This window comes from Amycolatopsis sp. TNS106 (genome assembly GCF_019330265.1).
Taxonomy (GTDB): Bacteria; Actinomycetota; Actinomycetes; order Mycobacteriales; family Pseudonocardiaceae; genus Amycolatopsis; species Amycolatopsis lurida.
In genome coordinates this window covers 6339579-6365098 of sequence record NZ_CP024972.1, presented here as the reverse complement: position 1 = coordinate 6365098, position 25520 = coordinate 6339579, and the positions used below count along the sequence as shown (strand labels likewise).

The 25520-nt window shown below is 68.2% G+C and carries 27 protein-coding genes and 2 tRNA genes; 20 read left to right on the top strand and 9 right to left on the bottom strand.

What is annotated here, in order from left to right; all coding sequences use genetic code 11:
- Positions 1 to 645 precede the first annotated feature (645 nt).
- The 15 genes from dnaN to CVV72_RS29085 all read left to right on the top strand — a co-directional run bounded on the left by dnaN (position 646) and on the right by CVV72_RS29085 (position 14791).
- Positions 646 to 1779 (top strand): DNA polymerase III subunit beta, encoded by a 1134-nt coding sequence (gene dnaN / locus CVV72_RS29155; protein ID WP_020632653.1) that lies wholly within the window; start codon positions 646 to 648, stop codon positions 1777 to 1779.
- Between the two features lie 37 nt (positions 1780 to 1816).
- Positions 1817 to 2707 carry a phosphogluconate dehydrogenase (NAD(+)-dependent, decarboxylating) gene (gene gnd / locus CVV72_RS29150; protein ID WP_034321914.1) on the top strand — a complete coding sequence of 297 codons (891 nt, stop codon included), beginning with the start codon at positions 1817 to 1819 and terminating at the stop codon, positions 2705 to 2707.
- A gap of 9 nt (positions 2708 to 2716) precedes the next feature.
- Positions 2717 to 3871 (top strand): DNA replication/repair protein RecF, encoded by a 1155-nt coding sequence (gene recF, locus CVV72_RS29145; RefSeq protein WP_219146849.1) that lies wholly within the window; start codon positions 2717 to 2719, stop codon positions 3869 to 3871.
- Positions 3872 to 4131: 260 nt separating this feature from the next.
- A complete protein-coding gene (locus CVV72_RS29140; protein ID WP_255632803.1) occupies positions 4132 to 4638 on the top strand; it encodes a DciA family protein in 507 nt (168 codons plus the stop codon).
- 219 nt (positions 4639 to 4857) lie between these two features.
- Entirely contained in the window at positions 4858 to 6825 is a 1968-nt protein-coding gene (gyrB, locus tag CVV72_RS29135) for a DNA topoisomerase (ATP-hydrolyzing) subunit B (RefSeq protein ID WP_219146847.1), read from the top strand.
- A 51-nt stretch (positions 6826 to 6876) separates the two neighbouring features.
- Positions 6877 to 9402 carry a DNA gyrase subunit A gene (gyrA, locus tag CVV72_RS29130; protein ID WP_219146846.1) on the top strand — a complete coding sequence of 842 codons (2526 nt, stop codon included), beginning with the start codon at positions 6877 to 6879 and terminating at the stop codon, positions 9400 to 9402.
- Positions 9403 to 9438: 36 nt separating this feature from the next.
- Positions 9439 to 10125, top strand: a complete 687-nt coding sequence (locus CVV72_RS29125; protein WP_219146845.1) for a DUF3566 domain-containing protein — start codon at positions 9439 to 9441, stop codon at positions 10123 to 10125.
- Positions 10126 to 10172: 47 nt separating this feature from the next.
- Positions 10173 to 10246: transfer RNA gene (locus CVV72_RS29120), tRNA-Ile, on the top strand.
- A gap of 153 nt (positions 10247 to 10399) precedes the next feature.
- Positions 10400 to 10588, top strand: coding sequence for a DLW-39 family protein (locus CVV72_RS29115; RefSeq protein WP_034321928.1), 189 nt, complete (start codon positions 10400 to 10402; stop codon positions 10586 to 10588).
- A 37-nt stretch (positions 10589 to 10625) separates the two neighbouring features.
- Positions 10626 to 10698 (top strand) — tRNA-Ala (locus tag CVV72_RS29110).
- Between the two features lie 64 nt (positions 10699 to 10762).
- Positions 10763 to 11203: a hypothetical protein gene (locus tag CVV72_RS29105; protein WP_219146844.1), complete on the top strand. Its 441-nt coding sequence runs from the start codon at positions 10763 to 10765 to the stop codon at positions 11201 to 11203.
- 97 nt (positions 11204 to 11300) lie between these two features.
- Complete coding sequence (locus tag CVV72_RS29100; protein ID WP_219146843.1) at positions 11301 to 11672, top strand: hypothetical protein; 372 nt, start codon at positions 11301 to 11303, stop codon at positions 11670 to 11672.
- Between the two features lie 4 nt (positions 11673 to 11676).
- The gene (locus CVV72_RS29095) at positions 11677 to 12717 is read left to right on the top strand and encodes a hypothetical protein (protein WP_219146841.1); all 1041 of its coding nucleotides are present in this window, start codon (positions 11677 to 11679) and stop codon (positions 12715 to 12717) included.
- Positions 12718 to 12726: 9 nt separating this feature from the next.
- Entirely contained in the window at positions 12727 to 13230 is a 504-nt protein-coding gene (locus CVV72_RS29090) for a YbaB/EbfC family nucleoid-associated protein (RefSeq protein WP_255632299.1), read from the top strand.
- Positions 13231 to 13315: 85 nt separating this feature from the next.
- Positions 13316 to 14791: a DHA2 family efflux MFS transporter permease subunit gene (locus CVV72_RS29085; protein ID WP_219146839.1), complete on the top strand. Its 1476-nt coding sequence runs from the start codon at positions 13316 to 13318 to the stop codon at positions 14789 to 14791.
- Here the strand turns inward: CVV72_RS29085 and CVV72_RS29080 are convergent.
- The 5 genes from CVV72_RS29080 to CVV72_RS29060 all read right to left on the bottom strand — a co-directional run bounded on the left by CVV72_RS29080 (position 14706) and on the right by CVV72_RS29060 (position 18747).
- Positions 14706 to 15104, bottom strand: a complete 399-nt coding sequence (locus CVV72_RS29080; protein ID WP_219146837.1) for a MerR family transcriptional regulator — start codon at positions 15102 to 15104, stop codon at positions 14706 to 14708. The genes CVV72_RS29085 and CVV72_RS29080 overlap by 86 nt on opposite strands.
- A gap of 19 nt (positions 15105 to 15123) precedes the next feature.
- Positions 15124 to 16056 carry an alpha/beta hydrolase gene (locus CVV72_RS29075; RefSeq protein WP_219146836.1) on the bottom strand — a complete coding sequence of 311 codons (933 nt, stop codon included), beginning with the start codon at positions 16054 to 16056 and terminating at the stop codon, positions 15124 to 15126.
- 64 nt (positions 16057 to 16120) lie between these two features.
- On the bottom strand, positions 16121 to 16780 hold the full coding sequence (locus tag CVV72_RS29070) for a response regulator transcription factor (protein ID WP_219146835.1): 660 nt from the start codon (positions 16778 to 16780) through the stop codon (positions 16121 to 16123).
- Positions 16771 to 17835, bottom strand: coding sequence for a sensor histidine kinase (locus tag CVV72_RS29065; protein ID WP_219146834.1), 1065 nt, complete (start codon positions 17833 to 17835; stop codon positions 16771 to 16773). Before CVV72_RS29065 ends, CVV72_RS29070 begins: the two co-directional genes overlap by 10 nt.
- A 60-nt stretch (positions 17836 to 17895) precedes the next feature.
- Positions 17896 to 18747 carry an ADP-ribosylglycohydrolase family protein gene (locus CVV72_RS29060; protein ID WP_219146833.1) on the bottom strand — a complete coding sequence of 284 codons (852 nt, stop codon included), beginning with the start codon at positions 18745 to 18747 and terminating at the stop codon, positions 17896 to 17898.
- 53 nt (positions 18748 to 18800) lie between these two features.
- On the opposite strand from CVV72_RS29060, the gene CVV72_RS29055 reads away from it, so the two are divergent.
- Positions 18801 to 19994 (top strand): DNA glycosylase AlkZ-like family protein, encoded by a 1194-nt coding sequence (locus tag CVV72_RS29055; RefSeq protein WP_219146832.1) that lies wholly within the window; start codon positions 18801 to 18803, stop codon positions 19992 to 19994.
- On the opposite strand, the gene CVV72_RS29050 is transcribed toward CVV72_RS29055, so the two are convergent.
- The 3 genes from CVV72_RS29050 to CVV72_RS29040 form a co-directional block, all read right to left on the bottom strand.
- Positions 19975 to 21252 carry a M14 family metallopeptidase gene (locus CVV72_RS29050; RefSeq protein ID WP_219146831.1) on the bottom strand — a complete coding sequence of 426 codons (1278 nt, stop codon included), beginning with the start codon at positions 21250 to 21252 and terminating at the stop codon, positions 19975 to 19977. The genes CVV72_RS29055 and CVV72_RS29050 overlap by 20 nt on opposite strands.
- A gap of 95 nt (positions 21253 to 21347) precedes the next feature.
- A complete protein-coding gene (locus CVV72_RS29045; RefSeq protein ID WP_219146829.1) occupies positions 21348 to 21989 on the bottom strand; it encodes a pyridoxal 5'-phosphate synthase in 642 nt (213 codons plus the stop codon).
- Positions 21989 to 22699, bottom strand: a complete 711-nt coding sequence (locus tag CVV72_RS29040) for a hypothetical protein (RefSeq protein WP_219146828.1) — start codon at positions 22697 to 22699, stop codon at positions 21989 to 21991. The genes CVV72_RS29045 and CVV72_RS29040 overlap by 1 nt, the downstream gene beginning before the upstream one ends.
- 73 nt (positions 22700 to 22772) lie before the next feature.
- Between CVV72_RS29040 and CVV72_RS29035 the strand changes: the two genes are divergently transcribed.
- The 4 genes from CVV72_RS29035 (at position 22773) to CVV72_RS29020 (ending at position 24684) form a co-directional block, all read left to right on the top strand.
- Complete coding sequence (locus tag CVV72_RS29035) at positions 22773 to 23297, top strand: DUF2020 domain-containing protein (protein WP_219146827.1); 525 nt, start codon at positions 22773 to 22775, stop codon at positions 23295 to 23297.
- A gap of 168 nt (positions 23298 to 23465) precedes the next feature.
- On the top strand, positions 23466 to 23918 hold the full coding sequence (locus CVV72_RS29030; protein ID WP_034321948.1) for a hypothetical protein: 453 nt from the start codon (positions 23466 to 23468) through the stop codon (positions 23916 to 23918).
- A gap of 167 nt (positions 23919 to 24085) precedes the next feature.
- Entirely contained in the window at positions 24086 to 24475 is a 390-nt protein-coding gene (locus CVV72_RS29025) for a nuclear transport factor 2 family protein (RefSeq protein WP_219146826.1), read from the top strand.
- Positions 24472 to 24684 carry a cation transporter gene (locus CVV72_RS29020; protein ID WP_219146825.1) on the top strand — a complete coding sequence of 71 codons (213 nt, stop codon included), beginning with the start codon at positions 24472 to 24474 and terminating at the stop codon, positions 24682 to 24684. The genes CVV72_RS29025 and CVV72_RS29020 overlap by 4 nt, the downstream gene beginning before the upstream one ends.
- Positions 24685 to 24751: 67 nt before the next feature.
- Here CVV72_RS29020 and CVV72_RS29015 read toward each other — a convergent pair whose 3' ends face one another.
- Positions 24752 to 25471: a hypothetical protein gene (locus CVV72_RS29015; RefSeq protein ID WP_219146824.1), complete on the bottom strand. Its 720-nt coding sequence runs from the start codon at positions 25469 to 25471 to the stop codon at positions 24752 to 24754.
- Positions 25472 to 25520: the final 49 nt, after the last annotated feature.

The following is a 25520-nucleotide window of genomic DNA, read 5'->3' as shown; positions in this document are numbered from 1 at the left end:
CACATCGCACTCACAGGCCATCCACAGCATTTCCACACCAAGATCCCCACGCTGTCCCCAGGTTGCCCACATCTTGTGCACAAGGGTGACGGAGGCTGCTCGGATCACTCTCCCGAGCGATTCCGGTCACGAACGCCGCCCACAACCCTGGGGACGAACCGCCCCACAACTGGGGATAACCGTGGGGACAACTGTGGATGACTGTGGACAGATCGAGCGCCGCCCGAAACCATCCACCGACGGCCCGAGCTGTCCACCGTCCGTACACACCCGGAGTCCACAGCCTCGGAGGCGCCCGGACCTGCGCGAACGAGCCTTGTCCACACAATCCACAACGCCTATTACTACTGCTGTCTTTTCTTCTTCTCTAGAAGAGAACAAAACAAAAACAGGCGAAGGACGAATCTGGGGACAGCCGGTGAGCCGTGTCGTCTTGTCGACAAAAGCAAGGGGAGGCCGAGGTGACGCGGACCCCGGGGACGGCCTAACGTGGGTCCCTGCACCTGGTCTGCGTGTCGACGTGCGTTCGCGTCCTCGCTCGGACCGAACAACACCTGCGAGGCACCTGGCCATCGCGCTCTCCGGCCGAGGTGACCCGTTGAGCTTTCGAGCCGTCAGGGGCTCGGCTGTCGAAAGGAAGCGCGCATGAAGATCCGCGTCGAGCGTGACGGGCTGGCCGACGCCGTCGCGTGGGTGGCGAGAAGCCTCCCGTCGCGGCCTCCGGTCCCGGTGCTGGGCGGTGTCCTGCTCGATGCGGGATCCGACGGGACGAGTGACGCCCTCACCGTCTCCGGATTCGACTACGAGGTCTCCGCCACGGTCGGCGTCCCGGCCACCATCGCCGACGGCGGCCGTCTCCTGGTCTCCGGCCGGTTGCTGGCCGACATCACCAAGTCGCTGCCCGCGCAGCCGGTCGAGATCTCCGTCGACGGCGCCCGCGCGACCATCACCTGCGGCTCCGCGCGTTTCTCCCTGCCGACCATGCCGGTCGAGGACTACCCGCAGCTCCCGTCCCAGCCCGCCTTCGCCGGTGAACTCACCGGTGACGCGTTCGGCCAGGCGGTCACCCAGGTCGTCGTCGCCGCGGGCAAGGACGACACCCTCCCGATGCTGACCGGCATGCGGCTGGAGATCTCCGGCTCCTCGCTGACCTTGGTCGCCACCGACCGCTTCCGCCTCGCGATGCGCGAGTTCACCTGGGAGCCGGCCGAGGGCCTGTCCGACGCCGCGGTGCTCGTCCCGGCGCGCACGCTCGCCGAGGCCGCGAAGACGCTCGGCGCCAGTGGAGCCAAGATCCGGCTCGCGCTCGCCAGCGGCGAAGGCCTCCTCGGTCTCTCCGGCTCCGGTCGCTACACCACGACCCGGCTTCTCGACGCGGAGTTCCCGCCGTACCGGCAGCTGCTGCCGGCGCAGCACACGTCGCGCGCGGTCATCGAGGTCTCCGCGCTCGCCGAGTCGATCAAGCGTGTTTCGCTCGTCGCCGAGCGTGGCACCCAGGTGCGGCTGGAGTTCAACGACGGTTCGCTGCGGCTCTCCGCCGGCGGCGACGACGAGGGTTCGGCCGAAGAAGAGCTTCAGGTCGACTACGAGGGTGAGCCGGTGACCATCGCGTTCAACCCGGGTTACCTCGTCGACGGGCTCGGCGCGCTGAACGCCAACCGGGCGGAATTGACGTTCACCACCCCGAACCGGCCGGCGCTGATCAAGCCCGCCGACGAGGAGGGCAACGTCGTCCCCGGCTACCTGTACCTCCTGATGCCGGTTCGCCTCCCGGGCTGACCGGCCGCCACTTCTGTTCGCACCAAAGGGGATCTTCATGGCTCAGCTGGGACTCATCGGCCTCGGCAAAATGGGGTTCAACATGCGTGAGCGGCTGCGCGCGGCCGGTCACGAGGTGGTCGGCTACGACCGCAACCCCGACGTCACCGACTCCACCTCTCTCGAGGACATGGTGTCCAAACTGGACGGTCCCCGGATCGTCTGGATCATGGTGCCCGCCGGCGAACCCACCCGGCAGACCGTCGCGGAGCTCGGCAACCTGCTGTCCGAGGGCGACCTCGTGATCGACGGCGGCAACTCGAAGTACACCGACGACCGGATCAACGCGGACCTGCTCGCGACGAAGAAGATCGGCTACCTCGACTGCGGGGTTTCCGGTGGCGTGTGGGGCAAGGACAACGGCTACGGCCTGATGGTCGGCGGCGCGGCTTCGGACGTCGAGAAGGCCATGCCGATCTTCGACGCGCTTCGCCCGGAGGGCCCGCGTGACGAGGGCTTCTCGCACGCCGGCGCCGTCGGTTCCGGTCACTACGCGAAGATGATCCACAACGGCATCGAGTACGGCATGATGCAGGCCTTCGCCGAAGGCTTCGAGCTGCTCGAAGCCGCGAAGGTCGTCGAGAACGTGCCCGCGGTGATCAAGGGCTGGCAGCGGGGGACCGTCGTCCGCTCGTGGCTTCTCGACCTGCTCGTCCGCGCGCTCGACGAGGACCCGGAACTGGACGACCTCGAGGGTTACGTCGAGGATTCCGGCGAAGGCCGGTGGACTCTCGAAGAGGCGATCAACAACGCGGTCCCGGCGCCGGTCATCTCGGCCGCGCTGTTCGCGCGGTTCGCTTCGCGCCAGGAGGACTCCGCCGCCATGCGGGCCGTCGCCGCGCTGCGCAACCAGTTCGGCGGGCACTCGGTCAAAAAGGCCGGCGACTAGGCAAACGGGTTGTACTTAAGACATCTGCAGGTCACCGACTTCCGGTCCTGGCCACAAGCCGATCTCGCGCTCGAACCCGGCCCGACCGTCCTCGTCGGACAGAACGGCCGCGGCAAGACGAACCTCCTCGAGGCGATCGGCTACATCGCGACCCTGGGCTCGCACCGCGTCGCGACCGACGCGCCGTTGGTGCGGCACGGGTGCGAACGCGCGCTGATCAGGGTCGCGGTGGTCAACGAAGACCGCGAGCTGACGGTCGAGCTGGAGATCACGCCCGGCAAGGCGAACCGCGCGCGGGTCAACCGCGGCGCGGTCGGCAAGCCCCGTGACGTGCTCGGGATCCTGCGCACGGTGCTGTTCTCCCCGGAGGATCTGGCGCTCGTGCGCGGGGATCCCGGGGAACGCCGCCGTTTCATGGACGAGCTCCTCGTGCTGCGCGCGCCCCGGTATGCCGGCGTCCGCGCCGACTACGAGAAGGTGCTGAAGCAGCGGAACGCCCTGCTCAAGACGGCGGGCAAACGACGTACGGGACGCGAAGACCCGTACGCGTTGTCGACGCTCGACGTCTGGGACGACCACTTGGCGGTGGCGGGCGCCGCGTTGCTGGCCGCCCGGCTCAACCTGATCGCGGACCTCGCGCCGTACGCGGCCGCCGCGTACATGGGGGTCGCGCCGGACTCGAGACCGGCGAAGATCGCGTACAAGTCGAGCCTGGGCGAAGCGATGCCAGAGGGCTACGGCGTTCCGGACGGTCCTCGCGCTGACCAGGCGGTACTCAAGGACGTGCTGGTCGAGGCGCTGAAACGGTCGCGGAACCTGGAGCTGGAGCGCGGGGTGAGCATGGTCGGCCCGCACCGGGACGAGCTCGATCTCATCCTCGGCGAAGCACCGGCGAAGGGCTACGCGAGCCATGGGGAGTCCTGGTCGTTCGCCCTCGCGCTGCGTCTGGGAAGCTACGAGCTCCTGCGTGGCGAGGCCGGGGAACCGGTACTTCTGCTGGATGATGTGTTCGCCGAGCTGGACCGGCGTCGCCGGGCCCGGCTGGCGGAGGTGGCGGCAGGCGCCGAGCAGGTGCTGGTGACCGCCGCCGTGGACGAGGACGTGCCCGCCGAACTGGCCGGGCACCGGTTCCTCGTGGCGGATGGTGAGATCAACCGAGGGTGACCGGCATGCAGCGGACACCCCGGGTGATCGGCGCCACAGCAGTTGCCCACCGATCTGGGGACAAACCTGTGGACAGTGTGGATAACACCGGGAACGCGTTATCGCCCCGCGTGACCAAAGGGCCTGATAAGCGGCTTGACACCCCCCGTCCGGGCGGTAACCCGGGTGAGGGAGCCTTGTTCGACACGCAGCGTGAACAAGCCGCGGTACCGAACGGCCCAGTCGATACCGAAAGCAAGGAATCGGCTACGGGCCGTGACCTGGCTCGTGCCGCGCTGGACGCCGCGAAGGCCAAAGCCAAGGCCCGTGGCGTTGAACCGGGCGTGCGCCGCGGCCGTGTCACCGGCGGGGGAGCCGGTTCGGCAGGGCAAAGCCCGCGACGTCGTCGTTGGTCAGGGCCGGGTGCCGACGCCCGCGACCCGCAACCGCTCGGCAGGCTCGCCTCCCGGATCGCGGTCGACCGCGGCTGGAACACGCGGCTGGCCAACGGTCAGGTCTTCGGCCATTGGGCACGGCTTGTGGGTGAAGAGGTCGCCGAACACGCCCAGCCGGTGGCCCTGAAGGACGGTGAGCTGACCGTCCGCGCGAGCTCGACGGCGTGGGCGACGCAGCTTCGCCTGCTCCAGGGGCAGCTGCTGGCGAAGATCGCGAAGGGCGTCGGGCACGGCGTGGTGAAGAAGATGCGGATCCAGGGGCCGACGGCGCCGAGTTGGCGGAAAGGGCCGCGGCACGTGCCGGGACGCGGCCCGCGTGACACGTACGGCTGATCCGAGTTGCGCTTCGGCGCGACTTGCCTTCGAAGACCGTGCCATCAAAGCCCCGAGAAGGCGCCCAGAGTGCTTCGCGAACGTCAAGACTCTTCTTCGAACGAATTAGCGCGCCTGTGAGCAAATCAGGGGTGTCCTTGCCGCATGTCTGCGAACGCGGCCAAGTACACTGGAGATGAGCGAGCGTCCGCTCGGGCGAGACGAGGAGAATCAACGCCTGTGACCGAGAACAAGAGCGAGTACAACGCGTCGTCGATCACGGTGCTCGAAGGCCTCGAAGCCGTCCGCAAGCGTCCCGGCATGTACATCGGTTCCACCGGTGAACGCGGCCTCCACCACCTCGTCCAGGAGGTGGTCGACAACTCCGTCGACGAGGCGATGGCCGGTTACGCGACCAAGGTCGAGGTTACCCTGCTGGCCGACGGTGGCGTGCGCGTCGTGGACGACGGCCGCGGCATCCCGGTCGACATGCACCCCAAGGAGATGAAGCCGACTCTCGAGGTCGTGCTCACCGTGCTCCACGCGGGCGGCAAGTTCGACAGCGACTCCTACGCGGTCTCCGGTGGTCTGCACGGCGTCGGCGTCTCCGTGGTGAACGCGCTCTCGACCAAGCTGATCGCCGAAGTCAAACGCGGCGGACACAGCTGGCGGCAGGTGTACACCGACCAGATCCCGGGTGAGCTGGAGGATCTCGGCCCCGCCGAGGACACCGGCACCACGATCACCTTCTGGGCCGACGGCGACATCTTCGAGACCACGACGTACAACTTCGAGACGATCTCCCGGCGTCTCCAGGAGATGGCCTTCCTCAACAAGGGCCTGACCCTTTCGCTGCGCGACGAGCGCGTCGCCGACGAAGAGACCGAAGCGGACGCTTCCGGCCAGGCGGCGCGGGTCAAGGAGAAGACCTACTGCTACCCGGGTGGTCTCGAAGACTTCGTCAAGCACATCAACGGCAGCAAGGACCCGATCCACGCGTCCGTGATCTCCTTCGAGGCCAAGGGCACCGGCCTCGAGGTCGAGGTCGCCATGCAGTGGAACAACGGCTTCACGCCGTCGGTGTACACCTTCGCCAACACGATCAACACACACGAGGGCGGCACGCACGAAGAGGGCTTCCGCGCCGCGCTCACCCGCGTCGTCAACGCGTACGCGCGCGAGAAGAAGCTGCTCAAGGAGAAGGACGCCAACCTCTCCGGTGACGACGTGCGCGAGGGGCTCGCCGCGATCGTCTCGATCAAGCTCTCCGAGCCGCAGTTCGAAGGCCAGACCAAGACCAAGCTGGGCAACAGCGAGGCCAAGACGTTCGTGCAGCAGACCTCGAACGAATGGCTGGCCGACTGGTTCGAGCGCAACCCCACCGAGGCGAAGACGATCATCAACAAGTCGATCTCCTCGGCGCAGGCGCGGATGGCCGCCCGCAAGGCGCGCGATCTGGTCCGCCGCAAGGGCGCGCTGGAGATCGGCGGGCTGCCCGGCAAGCTCAAGGACTGCCGCTCGACCAACCCGTCGGAATGCGAGCTCTACATCGTCGAGGGTGACTCGGCGGGCGGTTCGGCCAAGGAAGGCCGCGACTCGATGTACCAGGCGATCCTGCCGATCCGAGGCAAGATCATCAACGTCGAGAAGGCCCGTATCGACCGCGTCCTCAAGAACACCGAGGTCCAGTCGCTGATCACCGCGCTCGGCACCGGTATCCACGAAGAGTTCGACATCGAGAAGCTGCGCTACCACAAGATCGTGCTGATGGCCGACGCCGACGTGGACGGCCAGCACATCACCACGCTGCTGCTCACCTTCCTGTTCCGGTTCATGCCCCCGCTGATCGAGCACGGACACGTGTTCCTCTCGCGCCCGCCGCTGTACAAGATCAAGTGGCCGCGGCAAGACCCGGAGTACGCCTACTCCGACCGTGAGCGCGACGCCGTCATCCAGGCGGGTGTCGAAGCCGGCCGGAAGCTGCCGAAGGACGACGCGATCCAGCGCTACAAGGGTCTCGGCGAGATGAACGCCGAAGAGCTGTGGGAGACCACGATGGACCCGGCGAACCGGCTGCTCGGCCAGGTCACCCTGGACGACGCCGCGCAGGCCGACGACCTGTTCTCCGTCCTGATGGGCGAGGACGTCGAAGCCCGCCGTTCCTTCATCACGCGTAATGCCAAGGACGTGCGTTTCCTAGACGTCTAGCGACGTCCCGCTCTTTTGTCCCCTTAGGACTGCTCCCACGAGAAGGACCTCATGACGGAAACCTTGCCGCCTGCTCCGGACCACGACCGGATCGAACCGGTCGACATCCAGCAGGAGATGCAGCGCTCCTACATCGACTACGCGATGAGCGTCATCGTGTCGCGGGCACTGCCGGACGTGCGAGACGGCCTCAAGCCGGTGCACCGCCGCGTGCTGTACTCGATGTTCGACTCCGGCTTCCGCCCCGACCGCGGGTACAACAAGTGCTCCCGCGTCGTGGGCGACGTGATGGGCAACTACCACCCGCACGGTGACTCCGCGATCTACGACGCGCTGGTGCGGCTCGCTCAGCCGTGGTCGCTGCGGTACCCGCTGATCGACGGCCAGGGCAACTTCGGTTCGTCGGGCAACGACCCCGCCGCCGCCATGCGGTACACCGAGTCCCGGCTGGCGCATCTCGCGATGCACATGCTGCAGGACATCGAAGAAGAGACCGTCGACTTCTCCGACAACTACGACGGCCGCACCCAGGAGCCCGACGTCCTGCCGTCGCGGTTCCCGAACCTGCTGGTCAACGGTGGTTCCGGGATCGCGGTCGGGATGGCGACCAACATCCCGCCGCACAACCTGCGCGAGGTCGCCGACGGCGTCAAATGGGCGCTGGAGAACTTCGAGGCCAGCGACGACGAGCTGCTCGCCGCGCTGCTGGTCCGGATCAAGGGCCCGGACTTCCCGACCAGGGCGATGATCCTCGGCAACTCCGGGATCGAGGACGCGTACCGCACCGGCCGCGGCTCCGTGCGCATGCGTGCGGTCGTCGAGGTCGAAGAGGACGCCAAGGGCCGCACGATCCTGGTCGTGTCCGAGCTGCCGTACCAGGTCAACCCGGACAACCTGGTCGAGAACATCGCGAACCTGGTCCGCGACGGCAAGCTCACCGGCATCTCCGACATCGCCGACGAGTCCAACAGCCGCAGCGGGATGCGGATCGTCGTCACGATCAAACGTGACGCGGTCGCGAAGGTCGTGCTGAACAACCTGTACAAGCACACCCAGCTGCAGCAGAACTTCGGTGTCAACATGCTGGCCCTGGTCGACGGCGTGCCCCGCACGCTGCGGCTGGACCAGATGATCCGGCACTACGTGAAGCACCAGATCGACGTCATCGTCCGCCGGACCCGCTTCCGGCTGCGCAAGGCCGAGGAACGCGCCCACATCCTGCGCGGTCTGGTCAAGGCGCTGGACATGCTCGACGAGGTCATCGCCCTCATCCGGCGGTCGCCTTCGGCCGAAGAGGCCCGGCCCGCCCTGATGAGCCTGCTCGACGTCGACGAGATCCAGGCGACCGCGATCCTCGACATGCAGCTCCGCCGCCTCGCGGCACTGGAGCGGCAGCGGATCATCGACACCCTGGCCGAGATCGAACTCGAGATCGCCGACCTCAAGGACATCCTCGAGAAGCCCGAGCGGCAGCGCTCGATCATCGCCGAGGAACTGCAGGAGATCGTCGACAAATACGGCGACGACCGGCGCACCAAGATCATCCCGTTCGACGGTGACGTGTCGGTCGAAGACCTCATCGCGGTCGAGGACGTCGTCGTCACCATCACCCGCACGGGTTACGCCAAGCGGACGAAAACCGATCTGTACCGCTCGCAGAAACGCGGCGGCAAGGGCGTCCAGGGCGCGACCCTCAAACAGGACGACATCGTCCAGCACTTCTTCGTCTGCTCGACGCACGACTGGATCCTGTTCTTCACGAACAAGGGCCGCGTGTACCGGGCCAAGGCCTACGACCTGCCCGAGGCCAACCGCAACGCGCGCGGCCAGCACGTCGCGAACCTGCTCGCGTTCCAGCCCGACGAGCAGATCGCCCAGGTCATCGAGATCCCGAACTACGAGGTCGCCCCGTACCTCGTGCTCGCGACCCGCCGCGGCCTGGTGAAGAAGACGAAGCTCACCGACTTCGACTCCAACCGCGCCGGCGGCCTCATCGCCGTCAACCTGCGCGAAGGCGACGAGCTGGTCGGCGCGGTCCTCGCGGCCGCCGAGGACGACCTGCTCCTCGTGTCAGCGGAAGGCCAGTCGATCCGCTTCCACGCCACCGACGAAGCCCTGCGTCCCATGGGCCGCGCGACGTCCGGTGTGCTGGGCATGCGGTTCAACGACGGCGACGAACTGCTCGGCATCAACGTCGTCCAGCCGGACCGGTTCCTTCTCGTCGCCACCGCCGGCGGCTACGCCAAGCGCACCCCGACCGAGGACTATCCGGTGCAGGGCCGCGGCGGCAAGGGTGTGCTCACCATTCAGTACGACCAGAAACGTGGCAGGCTGGTGGGCGCGGTCATCGTCGACGCCGAAGACGAGCTGTACGCGATCACCTCCAGCGGCGGGGTGATCCGGACTTCGGCCGGACAGGTGCGCAAGGCAGGCAGGCAGACGAAGGGGGTGCGGCTGATGAATCTCGACGAAGGAACCACTCTTCTCGCGGTCGCACGCAACGCGGACGAGCCCTCAGACGTCGCCACTGCAGGTAGTACTGAAGGAGAAGAAACCCCGGCGTCGGAGCAGGAGTAGACGACGCCCCACGTACTGGGTAAGGACTGACACCTCGTGACACCATCCGAGAAGCCCGAAGCAGGCGGCGCGCAGGCGGGTTCGTCGAGCCCGCCCTGGCAGCGCGACAGCGGCGCCGGGGAACCCGAAGGCTCCAGCGAGCAGACGGTCTCGGTGTCTTCGGTCGCCACCGAAGACGTGGCCCACTCGGACCCGCAGCGGGACGCGACGACCGTGACCGACTATCACGGTGTCAGCGGCACGGCCGCGAAGAGGCTCTTCGGTGACAGCGGAGAGGGCGACCCCGCCCCCTCCGCCATCCCGTCGGCCTCCCGCACCCGTGCCGCACCGACCGCTCTCCGCCGCCCCGGCCGCGGACCGCGTCGCGCCAGCCTGCAGATCAAACGCTTCGACCCCTGGTCGGTGCTGAAACTGTCCCTCGTCCTCGGCGTCGCGCTGTTCTTCGTGTGGCTCGTCGCCGTCGGCGTCCTGTACACCGTCCTCGACGGCATGGGTGTCTGGGACAAACTCAACGGGACCTACTCGTCGCTCGTCGGCGGCGAAGGGGCCGACGCGCCGGCCGACCCGTTGATCAGCGCCGGCCGTGTCTTCGGGATCGCGGCCATCCTCGGCGCCATCAACATCGTGCTGATCTCGGCGCTGGCGACCGTCAGCGCCTTCATCTACAACGTCTCCGCCGACCTCGCCGGAGGCCTGGAAGTGACCCTTTCCGAACGAGAGTGACCCGGTTGCAGGGCGCCGAAAGGCGTCCTGTAATCTTCTCCTCGTTCGGGCCCATAGCTCAGGCGGTTAGAGCGCTTCGCTGATAACGAAGAGGTCCCAGGTTCAAGTCCTGGTGGGCCCACTCCGAAAGCCGGTTCGCGATTCTCGCGGGTCGGCTTTTTCGTTGCCCGGCCCTCGGTTCCACGTGGAACGTCGGGCACCAGGCGTCCGGCGAACGACGTGCAGTAGCATCGGTGGGTAAGCGGAGCAACTCGGCGGAAAGAGGGGGCTTCTGATGAAGAAGCTGTTGGCACTCGCGGTCATCGCGGGCGGCGTGCTGTTCGTGATCAAGCGCAACAAGGCCGCCAAGGCCGAGGCCGACCTCTGGCGTGAGGCCACCGCTCCCACCGAGCGTCCGTTGGGCTCCGCTTCCACGAACGGAAGCGCCCCGGCCAAGGCCGCGGACGCGTCCCGCAACAACTGATTTCGGCGCGGGCGGTTATCATGATCGCCTGCGACCGGGGGCTGTAGCTCAATTGGTAGAGCACCGCCTTTGCAAGGCGGGGGTCAGGGGTTCGATTCCCCTCAGCTCCACTCTGGATCCACGAAGACCACCCGCACTCCGGGTGGTCTTTTCGTTTCCCGGCAGAATGCGCGCATGGGTGTGCTCTTCGACTACTTCGCCGCGCCGGACCACGACGCCGCGGCCACCACGATCGACCTCGACGGCGGTCCGGCCGAGGCCTCCTTCCCGACCGTCGCGCTCAAAGGTTTGGACCCGTTCGTACAGCTGGGCACGCTGGAGTCCCTGCTCACCGGTGCCGACTACGACACCGTCATCGAACGCGACCTCGCCCCGGTCGCCATGGCCGACGACGGCGCGCGTCTGGTCGTCGCGCTGACCGAAGAGTTGTCCGCTGGGCTGTCCGACGCCGACGAGGCTCGCCTGCGTGAGGTGGCCGAGCCCTGGTCCCGAACCGAGGAGTTCGGCGGTCAGGCCGATCCCGCCGACCTGGTCGCCGTGCTGACCGAGCTTGCGGAACTCGCCCGCACGGCCACGACCAGGGGCGACCGTCTCTACTGCTGGGCCTGCGTCTGACGGGTGACGTTCGTCACCGTACGCGGATGACAAAGTCTCGCGTCCAGCCAAGTCAACGCTGCTTACATGAGGGTGGAATCCGGACAGCGAGGTGAACATGGTCAGTTTCGAAACCGACCTCGACGATCTCAGGTTGTCGAGCAAGGAACTGCAGAATGCCGCGGACATAGTCAGTACCGCCCATACCGGGGTGCGAGGGCAGGACGTGCCCGCTCCCGACCCGGTCACGGGAGGCCTTCTCCCCGGCTTTTTCGCGCCGGACACCGCGTTCGGGAAAACCCTGGGCATGCGCGGGGTTTCGGCGGCCTACGAGGAACACCGCCAGGCCGTCGAGAAGATGCTCGCGAAACTGCACCGCAGCACGCAGGACGCGTCCCGCGCCTTGGAGCGGGTGGCCGAACTGTACGAATCCGTGGACGAGGACAACAAGCAGCGAATGAACCGCGCGGCATACGGGAACCAGGGGTAGCGGCGTGGACGACGGGTACTTCACCGCACTGGACGCGGAGACCACCGCCGGAACTGGCGACTACAGCGAACTCCTCGAGGGGATCTCCCACGATCTCCAAGCCGGCGCCGAAAAGGCCTACACGGCGCTGGACCTCCTTTTCCTGGACTGGACGTTCGGCAGCGACGTCGACATGACCGGCGGTCGCAAGGAACAGGTCCGCGACTTCTTCCTCGAGTTCTCCGAGGCGGAGCTCGTCGGCGAGAACAGCCTGCAGACCATGATCGAGGCCTACGAAGGTCTCTGGAACGCTTTCCAGGACACGAAAGCGCCGCTCGACCGGTCCTTGGTCCTGTTGCTCAAGTGGCGCGGTGAAGGCGCCGAGACCGCCAAGAGCTACATCCAGGGTCTCGTGAACACCTACGCCCGCGTGGGCACCAAACTCACCGTGCTGGAAGCCGACATCGTGGCCGCGCGGGACGCCATCGCGACCGCACGGGCCGACCTGAGCGCTCTCGCCGCTTCCTTCCTGACCGCCGCGGAAAAGTACCGCGACGACCAGGAACGGCAGGACGAATCCGCCCTGCAGAAGGCACTGGCCGCGACCTTCGCCGCCGCTGTCACCGCTCTGCTCGTGGCGGCCGTGCCACCGGCCGGTGGTCTCACCGCGGCGGCGTTCTTCACCACCGCGAACGGGGTGCAGGTCGCCGGCGCGGCGGCCGGAGCCGGGCTCGCCACGGCGGCCACCGTGCAGGCCGACATCGTCGGGGACAGCCCCGAGATGATCTACAACAGCTTCCACGACGGTGTGGTCAACATCAGGGAAGGCATGTTCCGTGCGTCGGAGTCGCTGATCTCGAAGATCAACACCGAGATCAACAACCTGCCGATCATTCCCGAGCCGCCGGACGTCAGCCCCGGCGAGACCTTCGATCCCGGCAACTTCGAAACGGAGAACACCGACAAGGGAACGGAAAAGCGGGTCCGGGACAAGAACGTCGACATCTCGAACGACGGCAAGTTCCAGGAACCGCCGAGGGAACTGTCGCCGCTCCCGGTCGACTGACGGAGGATCGTGGCTGACAAACCGGCACCCAGGAAACCGGTCAACGACCGGCAAGCGATGCTCGAGGCGCTGGCCGCACTCTCGGTGGAGGCGTCCTCGCCGGACGGTGCCGTTTCCGTTTCGGTCAACACCGACGGTGTGATGACGCGGCTCAGGGTGAGCGAAGCCGTGTCGCGGATGTCGCCCGCCGAGATCGCGGACACCGTCATGCGGACCTACCAGGAAGCGCAGCAAGGATCCGCGAAACGCAGTGCGGAACTGATGGCGCCGATCGGCAACGCCGGGTACATCACCGACAGGCTCCGCTGGCGGCTCGGGTTCACCCCTTCGTTCCAAGAGACAGGGGAAACCGTCGCGCCGGTCTCGCGCCGCCCGCCCGCGAGTACCGAGAACGTGGTGCTCAAGGACCGTTCGGAAGAACCGGCAGGGCCCGCCGGGGACGAACTGCCCGAACCGGCGGAATCCGACGACCAGTACTACGAGCAAGGCCTGCGGTACCGGCCTTCCTGGTGATACGGCTTGCCCTCAAGCGCGCTTCAGCGTGCACGCTGGCCCGGCGGCGGAAGATCATCCGCCGCCGGACTGGAGGGCTTGAGGTATGGAACGTGGTCCCCATGAGGGCGTCGTGCTCGCGCTGGCGTGCGCCGGATCGTTCGTCGTCATCCTCGACGCGACGATCGTTTCCGTCGCCCTGCCCGCGATCCGGTTCGGCCTTGGTTTCCCCGACGCCGCGCTGACCTGGGTGGTGAACGCGTACACGCTCGTTTTCGCCGGTTTCCTGTTGCTGGGCGGGCGATTGTGCGACGGGTTCGGGGCCCGGCGGATCTTCGTGCTCGGGATGAGCCTGTTCACCGTCGCGCGGCTCGCCGCCGGGCTGGCCGGTTCGCCGGAAACGCTGCTCGTCGCCCGTGCGGTGCAAGGGTTCGGTGGCGCGCTGCTGATGCCGGTGACGTTGTCCTTGCTGACCACGACCTTCACCGAACCCGCCCGTCGCGCGCGGGCCTTGGGCACCTGGAGCGCGGTGGGGGCGGCCGCGGCCGCGGCTGGGCCGGTGATCGGCGGCTTGCTGACCCAGTGGGCGGGCTGGCGCTGGGTGTTCTTCGTCAGCGTCCCGATCGGCGTCGTGGCCGTTTTCGTCGCCGGAGCGGTGCTGCCGCTCCGAGATCGAAGCCGTCTTCGCGGCAGGCTGGACGTGCTCGGCGCGGTGTTGTCGGTGACCGGACTCGTCGGCGTGGTCTACGCGGTGATGCGTTCTTCGGCCGACGGCTGGGGAAGCGGATCCGTGCTGCTCCCGCTGATCGGCGGGGTCGTCCTGCTCGGTGTGTTCGTACTGCACCAGCACCGGTGGGCCGACGAACCGCTCGTCGCGCTCGGGATCTTCCGGCTGCGTTCGGTCAGCAGCGGAAACGTGGTGATCTTCCTGCTGGGGCTGGGTTTCTTCGCCAGCCCGATCATGCTTTCGCTGTACCTGCAGGACGTCCACGGTTACTCGCCGCTGCGAGCGGGGCTGGCCTATCTGCCGGTGGGGGCGGCGATGTTCGCCGGCGCGCGGACCGCGAGCGGGTTGTCGGTGCGAATCGGCCCTCGGCGGGCGGCGGCGCTGTACTGCGCGATCGGCGCGGTGGGTTTCGCCGGGGTCGCGGCGCTGGCCGGTGCGCATTCTTCCTACGTCGTCTCCGTGCTGGTGCCGGGAATGGTCTTCGGATTCGGGACGGCCGCGGCCTTCACGCCGATCACCGTGGCCGCCACCAGCGGGGTGCCGGAACGCCAGAACGGCCTGGCCGCCGGTCTGCTGAACACGGTCCGGCAGACCAGCAGCGCGCTCGGTCTCGCCGCGTTGACCGCGCTCGCGGCGGCCGTGACCGCGAGTTCGCCGTCCGGCCTGCCGAAGGGAGAGGCGCTGGTGCACGGCTACACCGCCGCGTTCCTCGCCTCCGCCGCCTGCCTCGCGGCCGCCGCGGTGGTCGCGGCGGTGGCGATGCCGGGACTCAGCTCGCCGCCGCGTGGGCGGGCAGGTCGACCCGTTCACGGAACCAAGGACAGTCCTCAAGGTTCCCCTCGCGGCGGCAGGTGAGGAGCTCGACCAGGTAGTCGTGCGCGGTGTCGAGCCGCGCACGCTCCTGTTCGATCTCGGCGAGCCTGCCCGTCACCACCTCCCGCCAGCGGTGCTGTTCGGCGAGCAGCTCGGAGATCCTGGTCAGGCCGAGCCCGCCGATCCGCCGCCAGTGCTTGATCAGCGCGATGCGATACAGCTGGTCGTCGTCGTAGTACCGCTGCCCTGAGCGGCGGAAGGCCGTGATGAGCCCGCGGCGTTCCCAGTAATGGAGGGTCGAGATCGCCAGCCCGAAATGGTCGGCGGCTTCGCGAACCGGCGTCAAGGAATCCATACGACCAGTGTATGTTAGGTTACCCTAACTTTCGAGCCAGCCAGGTGAAGGTCCAGCGGTAGAAGGCCGGCGCCGCGAGGCTGGTGTTGATTGAGTGACCGCTGCCCCGCACGATCTCGTCGGCCCCGCAGTCACCGTTTCCGCAGACCAGCGTGTCGTGCTCGCCGAGGACGTACGCCGTCGGGACCTTCGGTGCCGATCGGTTCGCCGCGCCGGGGCCCACCGAACGGAGTTCCGCCGACGCCAGCGTGTCCTTGAGGGCTTCTTCGACGGGAATGATCGCCGGATCGTAGGTGCCGGGGTGGTGGAAGGTCTGCGCGCGGGTGCCGGGACGTGTCGTGAAATAGCCGCGGGCCCAAGGCTTTCCGGCGAACTTCGGGTCCAGTTCGGCCGGATGGAACGGCGACGCGGCTTCGGTCCGCGCGCCGGGCCGGTCGCGGGGGATACCGCTGACGATCACGGCGTCGACGCCACCCCGTCCGGCGGCCCGTTCCGCGACGAGCCCTCCCATCGAGTGTCCATTGAGGACGATCGTGCGGAACCGCGGGCGCAGCTGCCGGACGACCTGGTGCACGGCCTCGCCGCCGGCCTCGAAGTCGAGCGTTTCCGGATCCGGACGGCTGCTACGGCCGTAACCGAGCCGGTCGAGATTGAGCGTCGCGTAGCCCGCGCGGGTCGCACTGTCCACATAGGAGTATCGACGTGGCTGGTACGGCCAGTCCCAGTAGGCGCGGTCGTAGGTCCCGCCGTGCAACAGAATCTGGACCGGAGTGCGCGGGGTGAGTTTCCCCCGGACGCAGAGTTCGCCCGCGATCGTCTGGCGTTCTCCGTTCACCAGGACCGCGAAGCGTTGTTCGGCGCAGCGGGCCGGGCGTTCCGAGGCGATCGCGGTCGTGGTTCCGGACAGGGAGAGGAATGCGGTGAGCAGTGCGGCTTTCGCGAGGAATTTCATGGCGAAAGCGTCGCTCGCGGGCCGGGGTCGCGTCGTCGTGCCGGTGTGGGGATCGGCGGCTACGTCAGACGCGCACCATGCCGCTCTGGTAGGCGAAGACCACGAGCTGGGCCCGGTCGCGGGCGTGGACCTTGGTCATCGCCCGGCTGACATGGGTCCGCACGGTCGCCGCGCTGATCACGAACTCCCGCGCGATCTCTTCGTTCGACATTCCCCGTGCCACGCGAAGAACGACTTCATGCTCGCGTTCGGTGAACGCCGAGCCGTCGGCACGGGGCAGGGAAGGTGACGGCCGCGCGGTGAATTCCGCGATCAGGCGCCTGGTCACGCTCGGGGAGAGGAGAGCGTCTCCCGCCGCCACGACGCGGACCGCCTGGATCAGATCGGCGGGCCTGGTGTGTTTGAGCAGGAAGCCGCTCGCTCCGGCGCGCAGCGCGTCGAAGACGTATTCGTCGAGGTCGAACGTCGTCAGCATGAGGACACGGACACCGGAAAGCCGTTCGTCCGCCATGATCCGCCGGGTGGCTTCCAGCCCGTCCGTCCCCGGCATCCGGATATCCATCAGCACCACGTCGGGCACGGTTTCCGCGACGACGGCCACCGCCGTCTCGCCGTCATCCGCTTCACCCACCACGGTGATTCCGGCTTCCAACCGGAGCAGCGCCGCGAACCCGGACCGCACCAGCAACTGGTCGTCGGCGAGCACCACCCTGATCACGGCCATCGCGCGCTCACCCGGAACCTCCCGTCCTCGCGGCCCGCGGTCAGTGTGCCGCCGGTCGCCCTGGCCCGTTCACCCATTCCGCTGATCCCGGCACCGGGAATGTCCGGACCGGGCGCGCGGACTTCGTTGATTACGTCAAGCCGCAGACCGCTCTCGTCGGCCCGCACCGTCACCTCGGCGGCAGGCGCTCCGTGTTTCGCGGCGTTCGTGAGCGATTCCTGGACGATCCGGTACACCGCGCCGCCGACCGGCCGCCCGATCCCGGGAGCGTCGAGGTCCAGCGTGACGGCCAGGCCCGCCTGATTCGCCGAAGCGACCAACGCGGGAAGGTCCGCCATCCCCGGTGCCGGCGCGAGCGGGGCGGAGTCGTCGCGCAGCAGCCGCACCATCGCGTTCAGCTCGTCGAGGATCGTGCCGCTGACCGAGCGGACGACTCCGAGCGCTTCCTTCGCCACTTCCGGGTGATCGTCGATCACGTGCTCGGCCAATCCCGACTGGACGTTGATGACCGCCATCGCGTGGCCGACGCTGTCGTGCAGATCCTGGGCGATGCGCAGCCTCTCACCGAGGACGCGATCGCGTTCCGCCTGTTCGGAGGCGGCGGCACGCTCCCGCCGCGCTCGAAGCGCGTCGGCCGCGAAGACCGCGAAGCCTGCCCAGCCGACGAAGACCAGATCGAGGACGCCCGCCCCACCGGTGGCCAGGTTCGCGCCGACGACGATCACCGCCATACCGCCCGCGACGGCGTACGCGAGCCGTCGCGGCCGCAGGGTTCCGAGCGCGAACAGCGGCACGAGACCGGCGAACAACACCGGACCGTCGGGATAGCCGAACCCCAGGTAGAGCAGGAGCGCAAACGCTTCCGTCCCGGCCGCGGCCACCGGGAGCCGCCACACGGCGGCGAGCGCGAGACAAGCGAGCGCGACGACCGCGAAGCCGAACGCGTCGACCGGGCGTTCCCCCTGCCCGGGTTCGAGATTCGCCGTGCCGACGACGAGCAGCGCGCCCACCGCGAGCCAAGCGGCGACGGCTCCGCCCCTGATCAGCCACTTCACCCGCCCAGTCTGCCGAAACCGGACGGCGTGCGCGTCCGCGTTCCGTGGAGGCCGCCTACGTCAGATGTGCAGTAGCCGCTCGTCGAGTCCCGCCAGGTAGTCGCGGCCGAATTCGCCGTTCTCCAGGTCGCGCCACAGCGTCGGCGGCAGATCCTGCGACACCTCGGGCGAGCGTGACGCGGCGGCCAGCGCGATCGTCGCGACGGTGTCGACGTCGCCGGTGAGCGCGACAGCGGCGTGGAGCATCCCGCTCAGGCTCCGGCCGGTCGCGAGCGTGGTCAGCGCGGCGCGCACGCTCATCCACCCCTGCGGCCCGACCTTGCCGGACCACGGCAGCGCCCAGCCGCCGTGCCCGACGTCTTCCGGAAGGATGCCGTCGATCCACCGCGCGACCTCGGAAAGCGGGCCCACCCGATGGTGGCAGTAGTGCACGGCCAGCGCGGCGGCCTGCGCCGCGGCGATCCCGGCCGGGGTGTCGTGGGTGATCCTGGCCTGCAGTTTCGCGTGGTAGAGGACGTCGTCGACGGTCGGCAGGAGCCCGATCGGCCCGGCGCGCATGGCCGCACCGCTCTTGTCGCTCTGCGGCCGAAGCCGCCGCAGCAGCTCTTCGCCGTCCCGGACCTCGCTGAGCAATTGATGGAAACGCGGCGCGTAGCCGTCGTGCGGGTCGCGGTGGTACGCGCGCACGAACTGTTCGGCGAGCAGCAGCGGTGTCCAGCGCCGCCCCGACACGAGCACCTCGGCGATGGCGATCGTCATCTGCGTGTCGTCGGTGTAGCGACCGGCCGGGGCGCCGGGCTGCCCGTGATGCGGCACGTACCCGGTCAGCTTGTTGTGTTCGGCGACGAAGCTCGGGTACGCGTGCTCGAAGGAGCCTCCGTACGCGTCGCCTATGGCCAGTTCGACCAGCATCCGGTCATCGTGCCAGGCTGCGGGGTATCGCCCGATACCCATACCGTGGAGTCATGGCGACCGACAAGCTGCGCGCGTGGTGGGCACATCGGCAGGGGCTCGACGGAACGCTGCACGGGGCGTCGGCGGCCGCCGTGCTGGAGCGGACCGGCTGGATGCGCTCGGTCGGCGGATCGGCGCCCTACCTCGGGCTGTTCGCCAGAGCCCGCCTCGATCGCGAGACGGTCGACGCGGACGTCGCGCGGCTCGCCATCCACGAACTGCCTTCGGCGCGCGGCTGCACCTACGTGCTGCCGTCGGCGGATTTCGAGCTCGGCCTGACCGTCGGGGCCGCGGCGCCCGTCGGTGAACTCGCGGCCGCGGAGAAATACCTCGGCGTCACACAGGCCGAGATCGAGCAGTTGTGCGTCACCGTCGCCGATCTGCTCGACGGCTCCGGCGAGCCGCTCAGCCCGGCCGCGATCAAGGACGCCGCCGGATCGGCGGTGCGCAACCTCGGGGAAGCGGGGCGCAAACGCGGCACCACCACGACGTTGCCGCTCGCGCTCGGCCTGCTCCAGGCCCGCGGCGACATCCGCCGGGTCCCGGTCGACGGGCGGCTGGACCAGCAGCGCTACGGCTACGTCCGCTGGACGCCGTCCCCGCGCGGCGGACTGTCCGATATGGACACCGCGCGGACGGAACTCGCCCGGCGGTACTTCTCGTGGGCGGCCCCGGCGTCGCTGAAGCATTTCCGCTGGTTCTCCGGTTTCACCGCCGCCAGTGCGAAGAAGATCGCGGAACAGCTGGAACTCGTTCCGCTCGACGGCACCGATCTCTTGCTGCCCAAGGAGATCGCCGACGAATTCGCCGCGTTCACCGTGCCGTCCGAGCCGTCGTACGCGCTGCTCGCCGGAATCGACGGCATCCACCTTCTGCACCGAGAGCTGCCGCGGCTGCTCGCCGACGCCGACGTCGAACGGCCGGTACCGGGAGGCCGCGCGGGGGAGACGCTGGGCGGGCAGGCGGATCCGCCGAGTCATGTCATCGTCGACCGGGGCCGCATCGCCGGCCTGTGGGAGTTCGACACCGGGACGGGCAAGATCGTCCACCGGTTCTTCGGCGATGAAGACGCCGCGCTGCGTGAGACGATCGCGCGGACCGAGGAGTTCGTCCGTGACCAACTGGGCGACGCCCGGAGCTTCAGCTTGGATTCGCCGAAGAGCCGGGCGTCGCGAGTGGCCGATCTCAGGCTTTCGCCTCGTTGATCAGGATGTCGACCGCCTTGTCGTTGCGGGCGGTCTGCTCCGGGATCACCGAAGCGGGCGGGTAGAAACCGTCGATCCCGCCGTCCTTCGGGTACATCTCGAAGGTGTAGCTGAGGATCTTGTGCTTGCCCCACGCCCAGTCGTTCACATCGCCGTCGGTGACGTACAGATCGCTGGACTGCTCCGGCGTGTAGCCGTTGGTGGCGGCCATCTGCTTGCCGACGTCGGCGAAGCGCTTCGCTTCCTCTTCGCTCAGGCCCGTGTCGGTGTCGGCCTTCGTATAGCCGTACGGCCAGAGCACCAGCTCGGAAAAGGTGTGGAAGTCGATGTGCGTCTTGATCTGCTGCGCGCCGCCGACCACGCGGGAGTCGACGAAGTCCGCGACCGCCTTGGTCTCGGGCTCGGAGAAGGCCGACGGACCGTGGTAGTCCTCGGCCGACGGGCTGTTGCTCGACCCGCCGCAGCAGTTCCACTTGTAGCCCCAGTTGCGGTTCGGGTCGGTGCCGATCGCGTTGCTGCCCGGCACGGGCTTCCGCGTCTTGCGCCAGCCCTGGTACTCGCCGCCGGTGATGTCGTACTCGGAGCCGTCCGGGTTGACGTTCGGGATCACGTAGATCTCGTGCTCGTCGACCATCTTCTTAATGGCCGCGTCGGTCGCGTAGCCGCTGGTGAAGCGCTGCACGATCCGCAGGCACATCTCGGTGGTGAGGTGTTCGCGGGCGTGCTGGTTGCAGGTGAACAGGACCTCGGGCTCGTTCTCGTCCGTGCCCGCGTTGTCGCTGATCTTCAGCAGGTTCAGCTCGCGGCCCTCGTGGGACTTGCCGACGCTGGACAGCGTCGCGATGTCGCCGTGGTCCTTCGCGGCTTTCTGCAGCTCAGCGGTCGTTTCGGCGTAGGTGTGGTACGCCTCGTCACCCGGCGGGAAGTCGCCGGCGACCGCCGCTGTGCCCGCGCGTCCGCTCCGCTGCTTGAGCATGCTGTCGAAGTCGCCGAGCGGCTTCAGGCCGAAGCCGTCGGCGCGCAGGGCGGCGGCCTGCCCTGGCGTGGCGACGACGGTCAGCGCGCCGCCGCGCGAGCCCGCGACATCGACGCCGGTACGAGCGACCGCGGTGCGTTGGTCCGGCGTGGACGCGCCCTCCACCGAGTACAGCCCTCTCGCCGGGTCGCCGGTCTGGGCGCTCGCGACGGGCGTCGTGACGGCCAGCAGGGCGAGCCCTGTGGCGGCCAAGGCGCCCCCGATGCGACGGCGTGTGGACATTTCGCCTCCGAACGATCTGGGGACAAGGTGGGCGTTCACCGTCGCCGAAGTGAATCATCCACGACAACCCGACGATCGTCGTTCCCAGTTACCGTTTATGGCCAGAGGCGTTCTTTGTGCCAGCTTCCGTGCTCGCGCCGGTAACGGAGCCGCCTGTGCCGCCGGTCGTGGCTCGCCTGCCAGAACTCCACTTCGGACGGCGTCACCAGGTAGCGGGTCCAGGTTTCCGGTGCCACGCCGGGATTCTCCTCGACCCACCGCTCCGCTTCCGCGGCCGCGCGGTCGAGATCGGCCGGATCTCCGAGCACCTCGGACTGCCTGCCGATGAACGCCTCCACCCGGGACGCCGGCGGCCGGGCGGTGAAATCGGCGGCGGACACCTCGGGATCGGCGGCCGAGACCGGGCCGCGCAGGCGCACCTGACGGCCTCGTCCCGGCCAGAAGAAGGTCAGCGCGGCGAACGGATTCTTCGCCAGCTGAACACCTTTCGGGCTTTCGGAACTCGTCGCGACCGCCCAGGTGTCCCCGTCGACGTCCTTGAGGATCACCACCCGCGCGTCCGGCACCCCCTCGGAGTCCACTGTGGACAGAGTGACGGCGTGCGGCGCCAGTACGTGTTCGCCCGCTTCGTCGAGCCATTCCAGGAAAAGCTCGCGCGGGGTCCCCGGTGCGGCCTCGATGTCGAATTCCGGAAGTTCCTCGGGGAACGACGGCCAGCCACGCAACGTGCGGTTCATCAGTACCCCGGCGGGCGCTGCGGCGGATAACCGGGCGCGGGCGGCGGATAGTGCGGCGGATGCTGCCCCGGCGGCGGACCCTGCGCGGGCGGCGGCCCGACCGGGTACTGCGGTGGCGGTGGCTGCTGTGGCTGCCAGCCGGGAGGCGGCTGCTGACCGGGCGGCGGCCCAGGCGGCATGGGTGGCTGCTGGCCCTGCGACTGCGCCCACTGCACCTGCTGATAGACCTCGGCGGGCTGCGGGAAACAGAACGTCAGCTTCGCGTTGACCGAACCCTGTACCGCCGCGCCCCACAGCTTCCCGCCGACGAACGCGTACATCTGCGCCGCCGAAACGTCGACGGCCACCATGCGCGTCTCACCGCCGAACTGGTTGCCGGATTTCGCCGACGCGGCCTGCGCGGCGTCCGGGTACACGCGGTCGCCGATCAGCCCGGCGATGACCACCGAAGCGGCCGTCCAGCCGACCGTGCCCATCACGTTCGCACGCGCGTGCTGCGTCGCCAGCCCGGTGAAGTCGTACAACGCGGGCGCGGTCACCTCCGGGATCGCCGCGGCGACCACGCAGTAGTTCATCGTCGACATCATCACGGACTCGGTGAACAGCCCCACGACGGCCGCGCTCGGGCCGATCTGGACGGTGTTCAGCCTGCCCCCGCTGCGCTGGATACGTTCCGCCACCGCACCCAGGTACTGCTCCTTGCTGAGCACTGACCCTCCCGAAGACTCCTCGCGCAGCGCCATCGTCGCACGAAAACGGCGATCTGCTTCACTGGACGCCACTATGCGACGTCTTCTGATCTTGCCGCTCGTCGTGCCGCTGCTGGCGGCCTGCGGGCCGACGGAACAGCCGCCGCCCGCGGCGAGTTCGCCCGCGCCGTCGAAGACCGCGGCGCCCAGCATCCCGCCCGCCCCGGAACCCACCGGCAAAGGCCCGTGCCCGTATCTCGGCACCGACTTCGTCTCGGACGCCAACGGTCAGAAGGTCTCCAAGGTCAAGACCTCGGCCGATCAGCCGCATCCGACGTGTTTCTTCTATGCGCTGAGCGGGAAACTGCAGCTCACCGTGCGCGTGTACGTCGGGGAACCCGCCGTGGCCAAGGCACTGGTGGACCAGGCCGCGCCCATCGACACCTCGAACCCGGCCGACGAACCGGCGGGCTGGAAGGGCGGCTACCAGCCTTCCGGGGAAGGCGCCGTTTACGCCGTCGCGAAGGGCGGGAACGCGGTTGTCGTGACCACCAACCAGAAGCAGAGCATCAAAGCACGTACGGTGGCGAAGGAGGCTATCGGTGAGCTGAAGCTCTAGGTAGTGGTATCCACACGTCAGAGTGAAGTTGATCTTGTACTACCCTGTGCCGCACGCGCGAGGTTTCGCGGGACCAGCGCGGGCGCCAGATCCGGCGGAGGCCGCCTTGCGGTGTGGCTCGGCGGCACAAAAGATCATTTCTCCCCATAAGACAAAAGGACAGGTTTCGTGGCTGACACCCTCAAGGAAATCTTGCTCGACTCCAGCCGTCGCCCGGCGGTCGTGAGCGACTTCGAAGGTCTCGTCGACGCCGAGGTCTCGGACAAGGGCGGCGTTTCGGGTGCCGTCGTGAAGACCGGCTTCGCCGCCGTCAAGAAGATCAAGCCGGGCATCATCCCCGCCGCCGTCGACACCCTGCTCGACGACTTCACCGGTGCGCTCGAGCCGTTCTACGGCGACTACAAGGCCAAGGGTGGCAACGACTTCGGTGCCTACCTGGTCAGCCGCAGCGACGAGGCCTCGGACGCGCTCCTGTCGGTCACCGACTCGCGCGCCGAGAAGAGCAGCCGCGACAGCATCAAGAAGGTCTACTCGAAGCTGCGCCCGAACGGCAAGAAGAACGTCGAGGAGGCCCTTCCCCGCCTCGGCCAGCTGATCGACAAGCACGCCGCGAACGCGTGACCCGTTCAGCCACGCGCTGAGCCGAACACCCGAAGGGGCGCCGTCCGCTCTCGACATCACGTCGGGAGCGGCGGCGCCCCTTCGTAATTCTGACACCTTGTCAAAGCTACCGTTCCGCGGATATCTTACAACATGTAAGAGATAAATCCGGCGGCTTGGGGAGCACGATGACGCCCTTTCACGGCACCGATCCGAAGAAGTTCATCGCGGACTTCCACCAGTCCTTCCACGACGAACTGGTGAACAGCGACGAAGACGCGGGCGTGATCGTCGACCGCTATCACACGCCGGACATCGTGCAGATCGCCGACGGGCACCGGATGGACCGGGACAAGCTCGTCGCGCACACCCGTCCGGTCCGCAAGAACCGGCCTGCCGGTCGGATGGAAGTACACGAGGCGATGGCGAACGGCGACCGGATCGCCGCGCGGAGCACCCTGCACGTCACGAATCGCGGCAAGGACCTCACGATGGAGGTCTACTTCTTCGGGGAGTTCGCCGCCGACGGCCGGATGCGCCGGGGACACACGCTGACCCGCACCGTGCCGTCGACATGAGCGCGCGCACCTACACCGTGCGCGGAATGGCCTGCGGGCACTGCGCGGGTTTCATCGCCGAGGAGATCGAGACCATCGCGGGCGTGACCGGCGTGGTGGTGGACGTCGACGACGGCACGGTCACCGTGTCCAGCGACCGGGATCTCGACGTCGCGGTCGTCCGCGCCGCCGTCGAAGAAGCGGGCTACGAACTCGTCCCCGGAACATGAAAGGGCCGCCCAGGACCGGTGAGTGGTCCTGGGCGACCCTTCGCGACAAGCAGAAAAGAGTGAGGCGTCAGTTCTTCTTGTCGGCGGAGCTGGCGTTCGAAGCCTGGTGCCCGTTCTTCGGAGCCGCGGGCTTGGCCGCACCCGAACCCGCGGCCGGACCGGAAGCGGCGGGCTTCGCGGGAGCGGCAGGCTTCGCCGGTGCGGGCTTCGGCGCGGCCGCGGCCGGAGCAGCGGGCTTGGCCGGAGGAGCGGGCGGAGCCTTCGGCGGCGCGGGCGCGACCGGCGGCTCCTGCTTGGAACGCAGCGCGTACGCGGCACCGGCGCCGACGACCGCGATACCGATCACCCACGGCCAGCGACGACGCTTGCGCGTCCCCTTGGCCGCCGACTTCGCCTCGACGAGCGCGGCCTTGAAGTCCTTCTTCGCGGCCTTGAAGTCCTTCTTGCCCCGGCGCTTGGACTCACCGGCGGACTTCGCGGCCTGGATGGCGGCCTTGCGGGCCTTGCGGCCCGGCTTCCGCATCTCGGAAATCCTCGCCAGCGCCTCCTTGCGAGCCGCCTTGGAGCTGCGCTTGAGCTCCTTGCGGGTCAGTTCCGTCTTCTTCGCGAGCTTCTTGCGCGCGCGACGGCTGGTCTTAGCGATCTCACCGGCGCTCTCGGAGAGCTTCTGCTCGGCTACCTCGACGGCGTGGGCGGTGGCTTCCTTACCCGCCTCGACGGCACGTTTGCGCAGGCCGAGCGCGCCGGCCTTCGCCGACTCGCTCACCGAATCTGCGGCCCGGGTCATGGCCTTCACCTCATCAATCGTTTTGATTCTGCTTCGTTGCTTGTAACCT

Excerpts from the sequence above, each read along its gene's own strand:
- dnaN (WP_020632653.1), top strand. The coding sequence starts at position 646 with ATGAAGATCCGCGTCGAGCGTGACGGGCTGGCCGACGCCGTCGCGTGG.
- gnd (WP_034321914.1), top strand. The coding sequence starts at position 1,817 with ATGGCTCAGCTGGGACTCATCGGCCTCGGCAAAATGGGGTTCAACATG.
- gyrA (WP_219146846.1), top strand. The coding sequence starts at position 6,877 with ATGACGGAAACCTTGCCGCCTGCTCCGGACCACGACCGGATCGAACCG.
- CVV72_RS29115 (WP_034321928.1), top strand. The coding sequence starts at position 10,400 with ATGAAGAAGCTGTTGGCACTCGCGGTCATCGCGGGCGGCGTGCTGTTC.
- CVV72_RS29105 (WP_219146844.1), top strand. The coding sequence starts at position 10,763 with ATGGGTGTGCTCTTCGACTACTTCGCCGCGCCGGACCACGACGCCGCG.
- CVV72_RS29100 (WP_219146843.1), top strand. The coding sequence starts at position 11,301 with ATGGTCAGTTTCGAAACCGACCTCGACGATCTCAGGTTGTCGAGCAAG.
- CVV72_RS29085 (WP_219146839.1), top strand. The coding sequence starts at position 13,316 with ATGGAACGTGGTCCCCATGAGGGCGTCGTGCTCGCGCTGGCGTGCGCC.
- CVV72_RS29080 (WP_219146837.1), bottom strand. The coding sequence starts at position 15,104 with ATGGATTCCTTGACGCCGGTTCGCGAAGCCGCCGACCATTTCGGGCTG.
- CVV72_RS29075 (WP_219146836.1), bottom strand. The coding sequence starts at position 16,056 with ATGAAATTCCTCGCGAAAGCCGCACTGCTCACCGCATTCCTCTCCCTG.
- CVV72_RS29070 (WP_219146835.1), bottom strand. The coding sequence starts at position 16,780 with ATGGCCGTGATCAGGGTGGTGCTCGCCGACGACCAGTTGCTGGTGCGG.
- CVV72_RS29060 (WP_219146833.1), bottom strand. The coding sequence starts at position 18,747 with ATGCTGGTCGAACTGGCCATAGGCGACGCGTACGGAGGCTCCTTCGAG.
- CVV72_RS29055 (WP_219146832.1), top strand. The coding sequence starts at position 18,801 with ATGGCGACCGACAAGCTGCGCGCGTGGTGGGCACATCGGCAGGGGCTC.
- CVV72_RS29050 (WP_219146831.1), bottom strand. The coding sequence starts at position 21,252 with ATGTCCACACGCCGTCGCATCGGGGGCGCCTTGGCCGCCACAGGGCTC.
- CVV72_RS29045 (WP_219146829.1), bottom strand. The coding sequence starts at position 21,989 with ATGAACCGCACGTTGCGTGGCTGGCCGTCGTTCCCCGAGGAACTTCCG.
- CVV72_RS29035 (WP_219146827.1), top strand. The coding sequence starts at position 22,773 with ATGCGACGTCTTCTGATCTTGCCGCTCGTCGTGCCGCTGCTGGCGGCC.
- CVV72_RS29025 (WP_219146826.1), top strand. The coding sequence starts at position 24,086 with ATGACGCCCTTTCACGGCACCGATCCGAAGAAGTTCATCGCGGACTTC.
- CVV72_RS29020 (WP_219146825.1), top strand. The coding sequence starts at position 24,472 with ATGAGCGCGCGCACCTACACCGTGCGCGGAATGGCCTGCGGGCACTGC.
- CVV72_RS29015 (WP_219146824.1), bottom strand. The coding sequence starts at position 25,471 with ATGACCCGGGCCGCAGATTCGGTGAGCGAGTCGGCGAAGGCCGGCGCG.